Below are 15302 nucleotides of genomic sequence, written 5' to 3' on the forward strand. Positions count from 1 at the left end.
TCTTCGTCGTTCGCTCGCGCTCTCAACTACGAATATGCAGACGGCGTCGACTATCGCGGACTAACCGCCTTCGCTTCGCTATCCATAGCGGTCAGCGCGGGGGTTATAAAACCACTCTTGATACTGATATTAAGCGCAATACTCAGCGCCTGCGGCGCCTCTTCAATCAAACAGCTCAAACAGGACCGGTCACTCGGCCACCACAGTTTTGTCGTTCCCTTTGAATACCAGAAGGCCTACCGCGTTAGTTTCATCATGATGCGCGACTGTTACGAGGCAAATCGCTTCACCGGCGGCTTTTCGATCAAGGGCGTGATTTTCCCCGATATTAAAGAGGCCGAGATCACCGCCTCACTGCCCGATCTGCTCGGCGGCTTCGGCTACTACTTCATGACCACCATCACTGCCATCGATGGTCGCAACAGTCGTATCACCGTGCACCACGCCCACGCGGCCCACACCTACGTGGCCGACGATCTGCGTCGTTGGCTGCTGCGTGACGAGGAGCAGTGCTAAACCATCACATCGCTCTCTGCTAGGCTAGCGGCGACGATTTAGAGAGGAACCGCCTGCGCGAACACCTCATCCACATGGCTCGACCACTTCCCACTGCTTAAAGCGATCGATAACAGCGACTGGCAACAGAGCGCCGCCAGACTACAACCCGTCACAATTGCTGCTGGCCAGACGCTGTTTCGCGAAGGCGATGCGTGCCAGAACTACCTGCTAGTGATCGACGGTTCAGTACGGGTGCAGAAGCTCTCTGAATCGGGACGTGAGATCGTACTCTATCGGGTCGAGTCGGGAGAGACGTGCATTCTTACCACTAGCTGTCTGCTCTCCCACTGCGACTACAATGCCGAGGCGATCACCGAGACAGCCGTGGAGGCGATCGCACTACCCCAATCTACTTTTGATCAGGCGCTTACCGCCTCAGATCAGTTTCGTGATTTTGTCTTCGACGCCTTCGGCAGTCGCATCGCCGGACTGGTCACCCTGATCGATGCCGTCGCCTTCGGTCGCATGGATATTCGCCTCGCTCAGCTGCTGCTAGAGATGACGCCCACCGAGGGAACGATAACCACCACCCACCAGCTTCTGGCGCGAGAGCTGGGCACCGCACGTGAGGTGATCAGCCGTCTGCTCAAGGAGTTCGAACGCCACGGCTGGGTAGCGCTCAGTCGCGGTCATGTCTCACTACTTGATCGTTCGGAGTTAATAAAACTCGCGGCAGAAGCGGCTATGTGAGTTTGTCACTTACAGGGACTAAGCAGCGGCCTACTATCGACTCATCCATTTTGATCACGTAGATGAGGAGTAGAGAGCATTAAAAAGAATGTTGGCGGTATCGATAAAATCCTGCGCATCGTTGCAGGTCTGGCACTAATTATATTGACAGCAACGGGAACGATTGGCCTGTGGGGTTTTATCGGCGTTATCCCGCTCGCCACCGGAGCGATGGGCTGGTGCCCCTTCTATCCGCTGCTGGGGCTCAATAGCTGTCCGATAAGCACAAAGGGTTAATAATCACTCTGTTGTTGCAACGAGTAAAAAAGGGGGGCTAGTGCCTCCCTTTTTACTACAGTGTCTCGCCCAGCGGTAACGCCAAATAGCCCGATGGATCATCACATTTCTAACAACCATTCGTAAGAAAAATCCGCCCAGAATAGTTGCATTTTGCACTGCCCCGACAATAGATCATTTCTAAATAATTAAACTGACCTTCCCCTCTCCCTCTCTTTCTGAGAATTGGTCTATATACATCACAGCCTTCATGTCAGACATGACATATATGCGAATCATTTTCGTTTGCATAAAGACCACCCTCCCGCTAAGGTCAGGTTAGAACATCGGAAAGGTTCGGAGAACATTACAGCCAATATCAAGGAAGTTTTTTGTAGCGAGTGTTGATAAAGCAGTGTTGAGAGCAGAAAGACCGTTCACCGTTATAAGCCATGTAAAATTGCATGACGCTGGGCTATTGAGATGAGTAGCGAATGCGGCCAGGCCTTTCTTGACACCCTCTTAAGTTCCATCACTGAACTCGTTATCCTTCTCGACAGAAGCGGTCGGATCGTCCGCTTTAATCGTGCCTGTGAAACTTTGAGTGGTTACAGTGAAGAGGAGGCGATTGGCAAGACCATCTGGTCACTACTCTTCTCAGCACATCAACAGTCGACCATACAGGGCCGCTTTGAATCACTCCGTCGAGATCAGTTCCCCTTCCAGTATCAGAACCACCTCTTCACGCGTGAGGGGGAAAAGTACAGCATCAAGTGGACCAACACGGCTCTAATTGATCGCAAGGGTGAGATAGACGGTATCGTCTGCACCGGTAACAACATTACTGAACTACGACGCTCAAAAAAGCGTGCTGAGATGTTCGAACGTATCGTCTCTGCCTCCAGCGGTCACCTCTCTTTTGTTGACAGCAACTACATCTACAGAGCCGTTAACAACGCCTATCTTGAAGCCCACAACTTGAGCTATGAGGAGATTGTCGATACACACGTTGCCGATCTACTCGGGCAGGAGATATTCGAAGACATTAAACCGCGAATAGATCGCTGCCTGGCGGGTGAAACAATTAGCTATCAAGGCTGGTTCGATTTCAAAGGGCCTGGTCGTCGGCTGATGGACGTCAGCTACTCACCGGCAAAAGATCACAACGACAAAATTATTGGCATGGTCGTAAACGCTCGAGATATCAGCGACCAGAATGAGGCCGAGAGTGAGCGGCGTCTGGCAGCAAAGGTCTTTCAGAATGCCGGCGATGCGATTCTAATCACCGATAGCAAAGGCAACATTCTCGAGGTCAATCCCGCCTTCTGTGCCATTAGCGGTTACGAGCGTAGCGAGGTACTAGGCAAGAACCCCAATTTTGGAAAGTCAGGACGACATGACCACGCCTTCTATGAGGCGATGTGGAAGGGCCTGCTCAACTTTGGTCGTTGGGAGGGTGAGGTCTGGGATCGGCGCAAAAACGGTGAGGTCTACCCGAAGTGGTTAAAAATCACTGCTGTGGCCGATGCCACAGGACAGGTCAACCACTACGTCGGCATCTTCTCCGACATCAGCGAACAGAAGGCTCAGGTAGATCGACTACAACGACTTGCGCACCACGACCCGCTGACCGAGCTGCCTAACCGCGCCCTCTTCTATGACCGACTCTCCCAGGCGATCGTTCAGGCACGGCGTGATGAGCGTCGTATTGCGGTGATGTTCATCGATCTCGACTATTTCAAAGTGATCAATGATGAGCATGGTCACGATGTCGGAGATCGACTGCTCTGTGGCGTTGCTGATCGGCTCTCCGGCTGTGTACGCGAGTCCGATACTGTCGCAAGACTGGGGGGTGATGAGTTCACGGCTATTCTCACTGATATCGCCAATCCTGAAGCTGCGACAGCAGTAGCCGAGAAGATGTCTGCTTCATTGAAAAAACCGATCAGCATAGGTCGCAACAGACTCCACGTAAGCTGCAGCATTGGCATCTCGATTTTCCCAGACTGCTGCACCACCGCTGATGAACTGATCAAGTGCGCTGACAACGCGCTCTACCGCTCAAAGCATCTGGGCCGTGACCGTCACACTCTCTTTTTGAATAAAGAGTAGACTCGAGAACAGTTATCCTTCCTGCATTTTTTTGCGACACCCCTGGCGCAGACGGATATCCTGCTCTGCCCGCTCCATGAAGGGAATATCAACCACCGTTTCTACCGGGGCTTCAATAGTTGAAGACCAGAGATTCTTTCTTTCTAGCTGGTGTGTTCGAGTCATACCTGCCGTCCCCAAACAGTAGCGACAGGCTGCCAGCGGTTGCTGCGAATGACGAAAGTCACTTAACCGTTTTCTAAATCGAAGCGAGTCTTCAATACGCAATCGATCATGCTCAAACGGAGTCTGTTCGCCCGCAAGCCTAGGTCCATAGATGCTTTGTGGACAGCGATAGAAGTAACCGTCATGAATAACATCACACCGCCACAACTGCACCATCCTGCATGACTCAAAGATTCTTCGGGTAAGCGTACTATCGCGATTATTGTGCGTCGAATACTGGACTCTGAACTCACTAAACTGCAGCAGTTCCAACTCAACATTGAACGCTGCCGCCCTGCTCTTGATCAGTTCAACCGTCTCATCAGAGAGCCCCGGCTTGGGATAGATTGAGACATCGAGAGCATCAATCGCACGCCACAATTCATCCTCCATCTTCGGTAGCAAGATACCGTTTGTTACTAATAAGATTCGGGGGGCAATGCCGCTCTCTCGAACCACCCGGATCACCTCGAGCAGTTGTGGGTGCAGTAGCGGTTCACCGCCAATCAGCTTTATTGTTGATGGTAGATAGTGTCTCTTCAGCGCTGACAGCTCTCGACCTAGCTGATCAGGATCGATAAAGCGCTCGGCAACACCGGGGGAGCCGTGATTACAGTCACGACAGGTAATATTGCAGTGATCGACCACATTGATTTCGCAACAGACCTTCTGTCTCACCTTGCTGGTAAACAACGAACGAAGACCCACACTCCCCCCAGCCCGAACCACATCGGAAATAATTACACACTCACCCTGACCAATCCTGGCCAAAAGAGTCCCTGAGGCAGTACCCGACTGGCAATCAACCTCTTCGAATCGCCATGAGGCGCTTCACTGTCAATAGAGACCAGGCCGTAACCCTAAGATGAGATACCCGAACTGACGTAGACGCCATCACGATCGCGTTTCAACTCCTCGTCAGTACTGAAGTGCTGCTCATCTGCCTCTAGCTGCTGCACCTCTCGGCTTTTGTGACCACTGTGGAACAGTAGCCGATCAATCACCGCATTGATATCGCTATAGGGGGCAACCTGCAGTTCCAACAGACGATCATAGACCGCCTGATCGAGATTCACCTGTACCTGTCTAGCCATCACCCACCTCCTCTCACATGCGTGAGCCCAAGTCTATCCCCTACGATTATAGTCAACAATTCAAATCGAGTGAGTGCACCCATTGACCCATTAACTTGCCAGGGAGTGCATCAGACGAAAGATGAATCCATCATCGGTACGTTCAGACTTCGCCGCAGCATGCTGTGGCAGGTGGCTGTTCAAGGTCCTGGCGATGCGGCGTACGGCGTGTGCCGCCTCGCTGCTCGGATATTCCATGATGAATGGGCGTTTTTTTTCGTACGGCATCGGAGACCACCCCATCAAAGAGGATATATCCATCATTCTGTAGGCGACTATGAATGAAATTGAGCGCGATGTGACTGATTCGGCGGGTCGCCCGCTCTGCATCCTGTTTACTACGTGCCATGTTGAGCAACAGGTGGATATCCGCCTCGGGTGCCATGCCATGGACCGTCTTTATCGCTGCATAGGCATCCACCATCGAGGTCGGTTCGGGCGTTGCCACCACCAGCACCTCATCGGCACTGCCAGTAAACATCGTGGTGTTACGCGAGATTCCCGCACCGGTATCGATGATGAGGTAATCCGCCGCACCGCTGAGAAAGTAGAGTGCATCACGCAGTTGCAACTGCTCATCCTCACTCAGATTGGCAAGGTGCTCATCGCCAGAGGCACCCGGCACTACCCCGATACCGTAGGGCGTTTCAATCATAATCTCATCGATACGCTTTCGACCCGCAAGCACATCAGCCAAATTATCTGTCACGCGCAGATTGAGTATGACATCGATATTGGCCAGCCCCATATCCATATCCATCAGGATCACCCGCTCACCAAGATTAGCCAGTGCAATCGATAGACTCACCGCGATATTGGTTTTTCCGACTCCTCCCTTGCCCGATGTCACTGCAATGACCCGCGCCCGTGTTCCACTCTCTCTGTGCATTGCCACGCCCCTCTGGCCAACCCCATCAGCTAATTTTCAGCGTAGACGCAATTCTCGACTTGTATACTATGGTTTTTGACAACAGTTATAGTGAGCGGCGTAGATGTTTTCGTTAGGTGGTTGTTAATCAACGGTAATAAATATCGACAGGTCTATACACCAATAGCCAATTAATCTTCAGTCGAAGCGTAAACTTCTGTTTCACGACTCACTCCACCCGACAACTCACCGCTGCTCCGGTATCGATGCGCAAGAGAAGAAGCCGCCCTCCTGCTCCCTGCCACACACAGACCACACCCCATAATCTCTTAATCAATTCGCAACAGTCGGCACTACACTCAGCTCTCCGCTCTACCCGCCGACACGACCATTCTCAAAGCCAACCATGGCTGCGAAAGTGGCTCCGACTCTGGTATCGAAATGAAAACGTTAGTAATGGCCCCCGGAAACCCGCTGAATGTCGACATAGCCCACGGATTGGGGGGGGATTCGAGAAGAAGCTGTTTATCGATGAGGTCGACCATTATTTCTGTCTGCGAGCAAAGAGCAAAGGGTGCAGATTCTTTCAGGACCCAGCATGCTTGATGGAACACAATCTGGGGCAGAAGCAACGATACGGAAGCTTCATCAAAACACGGTTAAAAACCACCCACCCAAAAGAAGCTACTTCACTGTCAGGAACTCACCCTACTCGATAAACGATATGCCGACTTCTGCGACTACGCAGAGAATCGAAGAAGTAATCTATTAAGGGTTATAATTAATGGATGCACTGTAAGGATGAACGGTGTCCTGGAGAGCTCTTTTTCATGCTCATCGTCTATCTCCACGACAAAATGGGGATCTGTGGAAACAGGGTGAACATTTAGGCAATCCAGCCCGACTACTTAGATGTAGTTGTAGACTAGCTCAGAATATCCTTGAACAACGTCATGTTTGACTCGAACCGTCCATACTCACCACGCATCAGCATTGCCACTATCCGGGTGACCCTTTTGTGAAACACCCTTTCACGACCTATCTCCAGTCGTTTGTTGCAGTACGCCATCTTCTCATCGACAAAGCCACACCGTTCGCGATAGCCCTCTACACCCAAAGTACTCCTGAACCAGGTCGCAATAGCCTCCACCTCAATAAGCTTTCTCAGTTTCATCCGTTTTAAATGCCAACCGTGAATCACCTCCTTAATAGGAGATCTCACTTTCAGACCCAGCGACTGTCCGCTATGCAGACGGTATTGAAACAGCGGCTCTTCGACAGCAACGCCATAGTGGCCCTGAGTGGAAAACGCCAGTGCAAGCCAGTGGTCGTGAACCATAAAACCAGGAAACGGCGACACCAAACCTTTCAAATGCCCCCTAAAACAGAGAGCCGCACCGGTCACATAATTTCTGGCCAACAGCATCTCGCCCTGCAGATGGTGTTGGAGGTAGCGATCTCGCTTCCTGAGTGAAAACCCCACGCTTCTCCAGAGCTCCCTTCCAATCCCTTTTCCCGCCTCATCCACCAGTACCGCATCCGAGAAGGCGTAGCCTGCGCCCTCATTCTCTTGCATGGAATCAACCAGGGTGGAGACCTTATTTTCGTGCCAGATGTCGTCCTGGTCTGAGAGGAAGATCAGATCGCCGTTACAAAGTAAAACTGCTTGTTGAAAATTTTTTATGTAGCCTAAATTTCGCTCGTTATAAACGCTCCTGAAAAGACCGGGGTATGCTCTCGAATACTCCTCAATAATCTCCACCGTACCGTCGTGCGAAGCATCATCGCAAACGACTATCTCATCGGGCCGATGAGATTGAGCAAGAATGGAGTCGAGTTGCTGCGCCAGAAAACGAGTACCGTTATAGGTACACAGTGCAACAGAAACGGTCACCATATCTGCCCCCTTTTCACAAACCTACTCCATTTACCTATTCGACGTCACTCGTCGACAGGCGACGTATTATTAGAGACCGGGAATGCCGATCGGACCCGGCAGATCGGGTACGGCACAGGCGGTGAGCAGCGCCAGAACAGCCAGTGTGGTAATGAGTTGGGCCATTTTTTTCATCATCTATTTTCTCTTATTGTTGTGGAGCCACGCCTCGATCCGCGCCACACCCTCTTTCAATTTTTCAATCGAGGTTGTGTAGGCGAAGCGTAGGTAGCGCTCCGGTTGATTCGAACCAAAGTCGAGCCCCGGTGTAATGGCAACGCCTGCATCATTTAGCAGGCTGTTGGCCAGCTGATAACTATCACTACTGAAGCGCGAACAGTCGGCATAGAGATAGAAGGCTCCCTGTGGGGTAATCGGAATATCGAAACCCAAATGTCGTAGTGCTGGCAACAGGTAGTCACGCCTTTTACCAAACTCAATGCGACGCTGCTCCAGTATCGCTAGCGTATCCACTTCAAACGCGGCCAGTGCGGCATGCTGTGCCGGTGTTGGTGCGGCAAGAAAGATGTTCTGTGCAAGCTTATCGATTTCACGCACGTAGGACTCAGGTGCAACTATCCATCCGAGTCGCCATCCGGTCATGCCGAAATATTTCGAGAAGCTGTTGACGATAAAGAGTTGATCGGAAATCGCCGCCGCACTCGGTGGACGATCGGCGTAGATCAGGCCGTGGTAGATCTCATCGACAATGACCCGGCCACCCTTCGCATTCACAAACTCAACGATTGCCCTCAGCTCATCCTCGGGCACGATCGTGCCGGTCGGATTGGCAGGAGATGCGAGCAGTACGGCCCGACTCCGCTCGCTCCAGTGCGCCTCGACCTGTTTGAGGGTGAGCTGGTAGCCGCTCTCTGCATCGACGGGGATTCCGACGGCCTTCCCCTCGAAGAGTCTTACGAAGTGGCGATTGCAGGGATAGCCCGGATCGGCCATCAACACCTCATCACCCGGATCGACCAGCACACCCATGATCAACTGCAGGGCACCGGAGGCACCCGGGGTAATGATGAATCGCTCGGCAGGCACATCGGCACCCAGCTGATCGCGGTAGTATGCGGAGAGCGCCTCGCGCAGTGCAGGTAGACCGACGGCTGGCGTGTAGTGGGTCTTACCTGCCGCCAGTGCCGCCCTACCCGCCTCGATAATCGGTTCTGGTGTTACGAAATCGGGCTCACCCACCTCCATATGGATGATGGAACGCCCCTCTGCCTCCAGCGCACGGGCGCGCGCCAGTAGATCCATGACATGGAACGGTTCAATCTCGCCCATGCGCTGGGCGATATGGGCCTCAGGTGGCTGCTCAGCCGCCATGCAGACGTCTTACCATCTCAAGATCGAGACAGTTTGAACCGTTCGCATCACCGTTGATCACCTCGAACGGTGCATCGGGCTCACCCCACTCATTGAGGATGATTTCAGCACCCTCAAAATCCTCATCGCGTGTGTAACCGTTCACTGCAACGATGGTCTTCAGCTTGGCACCAAGCGAGGAGCGAATACCGTTATAAGAGTCTTCAAAGGCGATGCACTGCTCCGGCTTGAGCCCCATCTGCTCCATCGCATAGTCGTAGATATCGGGAGCGGGTTTTTTCGCCGGGACGATATCGCCTGCGGCGATCACTTCAAACCAGGCCATTGAGCCGGGTGCGAGTGCATTTTCCAGTAGCGCCTCGACGTTGGCCGGTGTGGTGGTGGTCGAGACCGCCAGTCGCAGACCTGCCGCACGCGCCTCGTCGATCAGACGTCTAACACCGCTGCGCAGTGGAATCACACCGTTACTGAGCAGCTTCACATAGTGGGCGGTCTTCGCCTTGTGCAGTCCGGCGATGAACTCATCGAGATCATCGGGACGTTTGAATTCGGTGTTGTAGTTATCGAGGTAGTAGCGGATGCGCTCCTTACCCCCGGTTACTGCCAGTAGTTTGCCGTAGAGCTCCTCTGACCACTCCCAGTCGAGACCGGCATCGGCAAAGGCGAGGTTAAAGGCGACGCGGTGACCATCTCGCTCTGTATCGGCAAGGGTGCCATCGACATCGAACAATAGTGCTTCCAGTTGACTCATTCTTTCTCTCCTACTTTCGAGCGCCGAAGCATACCGCAACCCCTGAACTCATGCAGCCACACCGCCGCCACAGATTGTAAGACATTGTAAAAAATGACTTTTTATTCGGTATACGGCCATTAATAAGACTATTGGCACCTCAATCTGCTTTTGGTATAGAATTCCGGCTTTGTTTTTAGCAGGCAGGAGCCTATTAAAATGGCGGTAAAGAAAGTCACCAAAAAAGCAGCAACCAAAAAAGCAGCCCCGAAAAAGAAGGCTGTTGCCAAGAAGGCAGCACCCGCTAAAAAGGCTGCTCCAGCAAAGAAGGCTGCTCCTAAAAAGAAAGCTGTCGCTAAAAAAGCGGCTCCTAAGAAGAAGAGCGCTAAGAAGAAGTCCGCTGCCGATACCGGTACAGCCACTGGCTTCACACCCTATGTAGAGAAGAAGGGTGAGGAGTACATGAACGACGATCACGTCGAGCATTTCCGTGATCTGCTGATGATCTGGAAGCATGAGCTGATGGAAGAGGTCGACCGCACCATGCACCACATGCAGGACGATGCGGCCAACTACCCCGATCCCAACGATCGCGCCACCCAGGAGGAGGAGTTCAGCCTTGAGCTTCGCACCCGTGATCGTGAGCGCAAACTGATCAAGAAGATCGACGAGAGCCTTGAGAACCTTGAGGCCGGTGACTACGGTTACTGCGAGTCGTGCGGTATTGAGATCGGTGTTCGTCGCCTTGAGGCACGCCCCACCGCCACCCTCTGCATCGACTGCAAGACCCTCGATGAGATCCGCGAGAAGCAGCGCGGCTGATCGTAGCGATCTGTAGAGCAAACAACGCCTCTCCCTGTGAGAGGCGTTTTTGTTTCTAGCTCCATAAATGCACCCTGATTAGCGAGCCGATAGCCATGACCGAACCACTCAACGCCATCGATGCAATCAAACAGCGTAGCTCCACCCGCGCCTACCTCGACCAGCCGGTGGGCCGAGAGCTGATCACCACCCTGCTCGATACCGCCCGTTACGCCCCCTCCGGGGTCAATATCCAGCCCTGGCAGGTGGCGGTGGTTACAGGTAAAACCAAGCGGCTGCTCGGTGAACGCATAATCGCCGCCCGAGACAGCGGTGCGACCGAGAACCCCGACTACGCCTACTACCCCTCTGAGTGGCGTGAACCCTACAAACAGCGCCGCAAGGCGACCGGACTGGCACTCTACAGCGCGCTGAAGATCAGCCGTGAGGATAGGGATAAACAGCGCGAGGCGTGGTATCGCAACTATCGCTTTTTTGATGCGCCGGTCGGTCTGGTTTATTTCATCGATAGCGATCTCTCACAGGGTGCCTGGATCGACATGGGCCTCTTCCTGCAGAGCGTGATGGTCGCGGCCCAGTCACTCGGCCTGGCCACCTGCCCACAGGCAGCGCTGGCGGAGTACCCCGATATCGTGCGCGAGACACTCGGTTATAGCAGCGACAAACAGGTGGTCTGTGGCATGGCACTCGGCTACGCCGATCCCGACCATCCAGTGAACAGCTACCGTACTGAAAGAGAGCCGGTTGAGTCGTTCACCCAGTGGTTTGAGTAACAGACAACTGTCCAACGATGACCGACGTCTCTAACTACATCGGCCGCTTCGCCCCCTCCCCGACTGGCCCACTCCACTTCGGCTCACTGGTCGCCGCCCTCGGCAGCTATCTACAGGCACGCAGTCGTGGCGGCCAGTGGCTGCTACGCGTTGAAGATATCGATCCACCGCGTGAGGTGGCCGGCGCCACCGACGAGATACTGAGAGCCCTCGACCACTACGGCCTCCACTGGGATGGCGAGACGCTCTACCAGAGCCAGCGCAGCGAGGCCTACCTGGAAGCGATCGATCAACTCCATCATGACGACGCACTCTTCTACTGTCGTTGCAGCCGCAAACAGATTGCCACGGCAGCAGAGCAGGCAGGCCTTGCCAGTGGCGTCTATCCCGGCAGCTGTCGCAGCACCACCCAACCACCACATGGCCATCACGCAGTACGCCTGCTGATCGAAAATGAGACGATCCGATTTAATGATTCGCTGCAGGGCGAAATATCCCAGCAGATGGCCCGTGAAGTAGGTGATTTTGTGATTCGTCGCGCCGACGGCCTCTTCGCCTACCAGCTGGCAGTGGTGATCGATGATGCCGCACAGGGCATCACCGAGGTAGTACGCGGCTCCGACCTGCTCGACTCAACCCCACGTCAAATCCTTCTACAGCAGCGCCTAGGTCTGCCACAGCCCGACTATCTCCACCTGCCGGTAGCGGTCAACGCCGCCGGAGAGAAGCTAAGCAAACAGACCTTCGCCACCGCCATCCCATTCGATAACCCAGTACCACTGCTTATCAAGGCACTGCAATTTCTTGGTCAAAAGCCCGACTCTGAACTCAGAGATGCCGAGCATGACGAGCTACTGCGGTGGGCTATCGAGCACTGGCGACCCGAGCAGATCGCTGCACAACGAGCCATCGAACACACAGGTTAAATATAGCCCGGATGCAACGCAGCAAGATAAGCCGCAGGCTCGAGTCCTTTAGGGAAGTCCGGAAAATCTTTTTAGCAGCTGTTCCGAGCAAGCAATATGACAACCCGGCATAACCGCAAAGGACGCGAAGGCACGCAAAGTGGTAATCGGTGCATGGAAGAGACTAACCGCTGTGCATCTGATATCCGACCAATCGTTGGCGGCCTATCACAACACGCTTTGATGCATATCCCATTGACTTAGAGTGTGAATTGCAGGGTAATAGAGACGTCAAACCTGCACCGGCCCGCAAACAGACCGACCTGCATGGAAGTAACACACAAATAAAAACAGGTGGTTACGGCTAACTATGAGCCGACCAACAAATAAAACAGGGAGCGTTTTCATTGTGTCAATTCACTGCGTCGCACTGATATCCAACCAACAAAACCGTATTCACCCAATCGTGATAGGTGGAATCCGTAGCATTAGTAATAGTGCAGATTCTGTCTAACATACTGTTATAAGTCATATGAACGGTAAGGAACTGGCAGAAGGACTTGGTCGTATAAGGCAGACTAAATCGCTAACAGATTATCCGCTGTTAATCTTTACGGTGTGTGTTGTTGTGTTCTTTGTATTAAAGAAACTTAATTTAGAAGCATGGTTTAAGCCAATATATCAGCTCTCATTTGTACTAGCGATTCTCGGCTTCATCATGCTTTTTGTGCAAGAATCAATCAAGTGCCCAAATTGCGGAAAGAAGTTTAATGTTAAAATCAATGGGTATTCGTTTGTGCGCAACCTGTTTAGTCGAAAATGTATGAATTGCGGCCTTAAACTCGATGGAAGCAACATTGAGGAATACCATAATGACTTATAACAAGTCATTCAAACCGACCCACCTCCGCGGCGCTTATTTTGTGCTATACAGCACAAAATAAGCGCCGCGGAGGTGGGTCGGTTTAATTCTGCGTTATGTTCATGAGGAGTTATGAAACAACCAGAACTATACAGGCTAATTTGGCCGCAACAGGGGTATTCTCGATTTGCTATTTATATGCATGGGTGAGCTTATTGGGTTCCTATGTGTGGAAAAGCAAAAAAGGCAACCCCCTTTTGATTTGTTAAACAATTATATAGACATGCAGACATGAGCTCATTTACGGAAAACATGACAAAAAAGGAGTGGGAGGTATTCTGCGAAATAATGCTGCGTTATCATTACGGCCAACCTTACTTTTGGTCTGTTCCTGATGAGGACAGTGGCGACTACGGAATAGAATTTTATACAGCTGATGGAACTATTTTTCAGTGCTACTACCCAGATCTTTCTGTCGATATGGCAACCTATAAAAAAAAGATCCAGAAAAAGATTAATGATGATCTGAAAAATTAAAACTATACGAAACAGAAATCGACAAAATGCTTGATGGGGTAGCGGTAAAGCAATGGATTTTACTAACCCAGCAGAACAAATCTAAAGACTTAATCACTTATTGCAGCAAAAAGAAGAAAGAAACATTAGATAAAGGCATATCTTATATTGATAGCAATGAATTTAAGGTTAAGATTGAAACAGCGGAGTCCTTTCCGGACGCAAAGCTGTACGCGCAAAACCTTTACCTAAAGACAATTGACATTCCTCTGAGGGAAGTTAGCGACACCGATAAGGCTGCCTGGAAGGGAACCAATAGCGTCTTCTCTGACAATGTAGAGAGAAAATCCAACTCAATAATTGATGGCGATTCAAGAGATTTTCAAGATCGCGTAGTAACGAAATATATACAGATTAATAAGTTCCTTGATCAGCTGAGAGATGATCACCCTGATTTGCATAATAAGATCGAGGACAGCGCAAGGGCCCAACTTGAATCAATGCAAGACGAGTCGATATTGGAAAACGATATCGATAAGGAATTCATTAAAAGAATTGTTATCAGCAATAAAAATTCTTTTGAGAAATATTCCAATTTCTTTTCGTACAAGAATACGCAGTCATTGTCATTTGGTATTTGTCGAAATGGATTGCTGAGTGCCACATGGATTTTGTAAATGAGTGATCATTCCATAGTGAAACCAGTTGTAAGCAATAAGCCTTACTCTATACCAATAGAAATGAGACCGCTTTGGAGAATCAGCCTGTTGATCGCTTCTATAGCTACCCTGGGTGGTGAGAAGCGTTACCTTAGCGTCAAGAAAGCAAATATGTGGGATGAGTATGAGATCTACTGAAAAACCGTGCCAGAGAGCATTATTCTCTAATATTAGAAATAATTGTTCTCTGACACGGTTTAACTTTCGGTTTAACTAGCCGTAATAAGCCATGAAGCTAACGAGTTACGATAAACTTCGGCCTTGGACAAATATCGAAAGATGTGCTTGTAAGTCTGTTACCCAACTTGTGCTAGTAGATTTACTGACTGATAATCCTATCCATTGTTTTACTTGCAAAAATGAAATCGATGCAGAGTCTATAGGATTGTCCGAATCATTGGTTGATGAAGTTGCATGTTGGTTTGCAATTTCTCACGCACTTTATGAGCTCTGGCTACAATCCGGCGAGTATGAAGATTATGCAAAACAAAATCTTACGGATAAAAATAGCCAAGTAAACATTGATGGCATGGCAGTCGCTAAAAAATTATCTAAACATTATAAAACCTACTATTTATGGTTTTACGATACTGACGATGGCTCTCCGAATCACTGCCCAAACTGTTACAAGCCTCTAGATCAAAATGTTAAGTTCGCAACAGGTAAGTGTGATGCATGCAATATCATGGTGTAAGGTTCCTCCTAGTATCAAGGCGCTCAAGTGGACGCTAAACATCCCCCGTTAAACGTATGGACACATTGAGATACATATTAATTATTCCCACAACCATATCGGGGAGTCGCTATTTTTGCGGAAGCTTGTTTTGGGCGTCCAAGCCCAAGCAAGCGGCAAATACTTAACGCGACCGTTTATGCCTACGGCGCCC

Annotated in this window: 16 protein-coding genes and 1 pseudogene; 11 read left to right on the forward strand and 6 right to left on the reverse strand. The window is 51.1% G+C overall.

Translation table 11 applies throughout. From position 1 onward, the window contains the following. From BOW52_RS17115 to BOW52_RS13950, 4 genes are all read left to right on the forward strand, one after another. The coding region (locus tag BOW52_RS17115) for a hypothetical protein (RefSeq protein ID WP_172840357.1) at positions 1–516 on the forward strand (516 nt) is incomplete at its 5' end. 156 nt (positions 517–672) lie between these two features. Further along, positions 673–1248, forward strand: a complete 576-nt coding sequence (locus BOW52_RS13940) for a Crp/Fnr family transcriptional regulator (protein ID WP_269087664.1) — start codon at positions 673–675, stop codon at positions 1246–1248. A 78-nt stretch (positions 1249–1326) separates the two neighbouring features. Further along, entirely contained in the window at positions 1327–1524 is a 198-nt protein-coding gene (locus BOW52_RS13945) for a YgaP family membrane protein (protein WP_078484690.1), read from the forward strand. A gap of 462 nt (positions 1525–1986) precedes the next feature. Continuing rightward, positions 1987–3615, forward strand: a complete 1629-nt coding sequence (locus BOW52_RS13950) for a sensor domain-containing protein (RefSeq protein ID WP_078484691.1) — start codon at positions 1987–1989, stop codon at positions 3613–3615. Between the two features lie 12 nt (positions 3616–3627). Here BOW52_RS13950 and BOW52_RS13955 read toward each other — a convergent pair whose 3' ends face one another. The 6 genes from BOW52_RS13955 to BOW52_RS13980 form a co-directional block, all read right to left on the reverse strand. Next, positions 3628–4590 carry a radical SAM protein gene (locus tag BOW52_RS13955; RefSeq protein WP_078484692.1) on the reverse strand — a complete coding sequence of 321 codons (963 nt, stop codon included), beginning with the start codon at positions 4588–4590 and terminating at the stop codon, positions 3628–3630. Between the two features lie 89 nt (positions 4591–4679). Continuing rightward, positions 4680–4913: a hypothetical protein gene (locus tag BOW52_RS13960; protein WP_078484693.1), complete on the reverse strand. Its 234-nt coding sequence runs from the start codon at positions 4911–4913 to the stop codon at positions 4680–4682. Positions 4914–5055: 142 nt separating this feature from the next. Continuing rightward, positions 5056–5841 (reverse strand): MinD/ParA family protein, encoded by a 786-nt coding sequence (locus tag BOW52_RS13965; RefSeq protein ID WP_078484694.1) that lies wholly within the window; start codon positions 5839–5841, stop codon positions 5056–5058. Positions 5842–6745: 904 nt separating this feature from the next. Then, positions 6746–7717: a glycosyltransferase family 2 protein gene (locus BOW52_RS13970; protein ID WP_078484696.1), complete on the reverse strand. Its 972-nt coding sequence runs from the start codon at positions 7715–7717 to the stop codon at positions 6746–6748. 177 nt (positions 7718–7894) lie between these two features. Beyond that, the gene (locus BOW52_RS13975; protein WP_078484697.1) at positions 7895–9088 is read right to left on the reverse strand and encodes a pyridoxal phosphate-dependent aminotransferase; all 1194 of its coding nucleotides are present in this window, start codon (positions 9086–9088) and stop codon (positions 7895–7897) included. Further along, complete coding sequence (locus BOW52_RS13980; RefSeq protein ID WP_078484698.1) at positions 9078–9839, reverse strand: HAD family hydrolase; 762 nt, start codon at positions 9837–9839, stop codon at positions 9078–9080. Before BOW52_RS13980 ends, BOW52_RS13975 begins: the two co-directional genes overlap by 11 nt. A 405-nt stretch (positions 9840–10244) precedes the next feature. Here BOW52_RS13980 and dksA point away from each other — a divergent pair. From dksA to BOW52_RS14010, 7 genes and pseudogenes are all read left to right on the forward strand, one after another. Further along, positions 10245–10640 (forward strand): annotated as a pseudogene (gene dksA, locus BOW52_RS17475) (RNA polymerase-binding protein DksA); the annotation flags it as partial. Positions 10641–10735: 95 nt separating this feature from the next. Further along, the gene (locus tag BOW52_RS13990; protein ID WP_078484701.1) at positions 10736–11413 is read left to right on the forward strand and encodes a nitroreductase; all 678 of its coding nucleotides are present in this window, start codon (positions 10736–10738) and stop codon (positions 11411–11413) included. A 17-nt stretch (positions 11414–11430) separates the two neighbouring features. Continuing rightward, a complete protein-coding gene (gene gluQRS / locus BOW52_RS13995; RefSeq protein WP_078484702.1) occupies positions 11431–12339 on the forward strand; it encodes a tRNA glutamyl-Q(34) synthetase GluQRS in 909 nt (302 codons plus the stop codon). Between the two features lie 511 nt (positions 12340–12850). After that, positions 12851–13201, forward strand: a complete 351-nt coding sequence (locus BOW52_RS17125) for a hypothetical protein (protein ID WP_078484703.1) — start codon at positions 12851–12853, stop codon at positions 13199–13201. A gap of 270 nt (positions 13202–13471) precedes the next feature. Then, a complete protein-coding gene (locus BOW52_RS14000) occupies positions 13472–13717 on the forward strand; it encodes a hypothetical protein (RefSeq protein ID WP_078484704.1) in 246 nt (81 codons plus the stop codon). 26 nt (positions 13718–13743) lie between these two features. Then, a complete protein-coding gene (locus tag BOW52_RS14005; RefSeq protein WP_078484705.1) occupies positions 13744–14373 on the forward strand; it encodes a hypothetical protein in 630 nt (209 codons plus the stop codon). Positions 14374–14644: 271 nt separating this feature from the next. Next, positions 14645–15109 carry a DUF2310 family Zn-ribbon-containing protein gene (locus BOW52_RS14010; RefSeq protein ID WP_135622447.1) on the forward strand — a complete coding sequence of 155 codons (465 nt, stop codon included), beginning with the start codon at positions 14645–14647 and terminating at the stop codon, positions 15107–15109. The last annotated feature ends 193 nt before the right edge of the window (positions 15110–15302 follow it).

It is taken from the genome of Solemya pervernicosa gill symbiont (assembly GCF_002020875.1).
In the GTDB taxonomy this organism is placed as follows: Bacteria; Pseudomonadota; Gammaproteobacteria.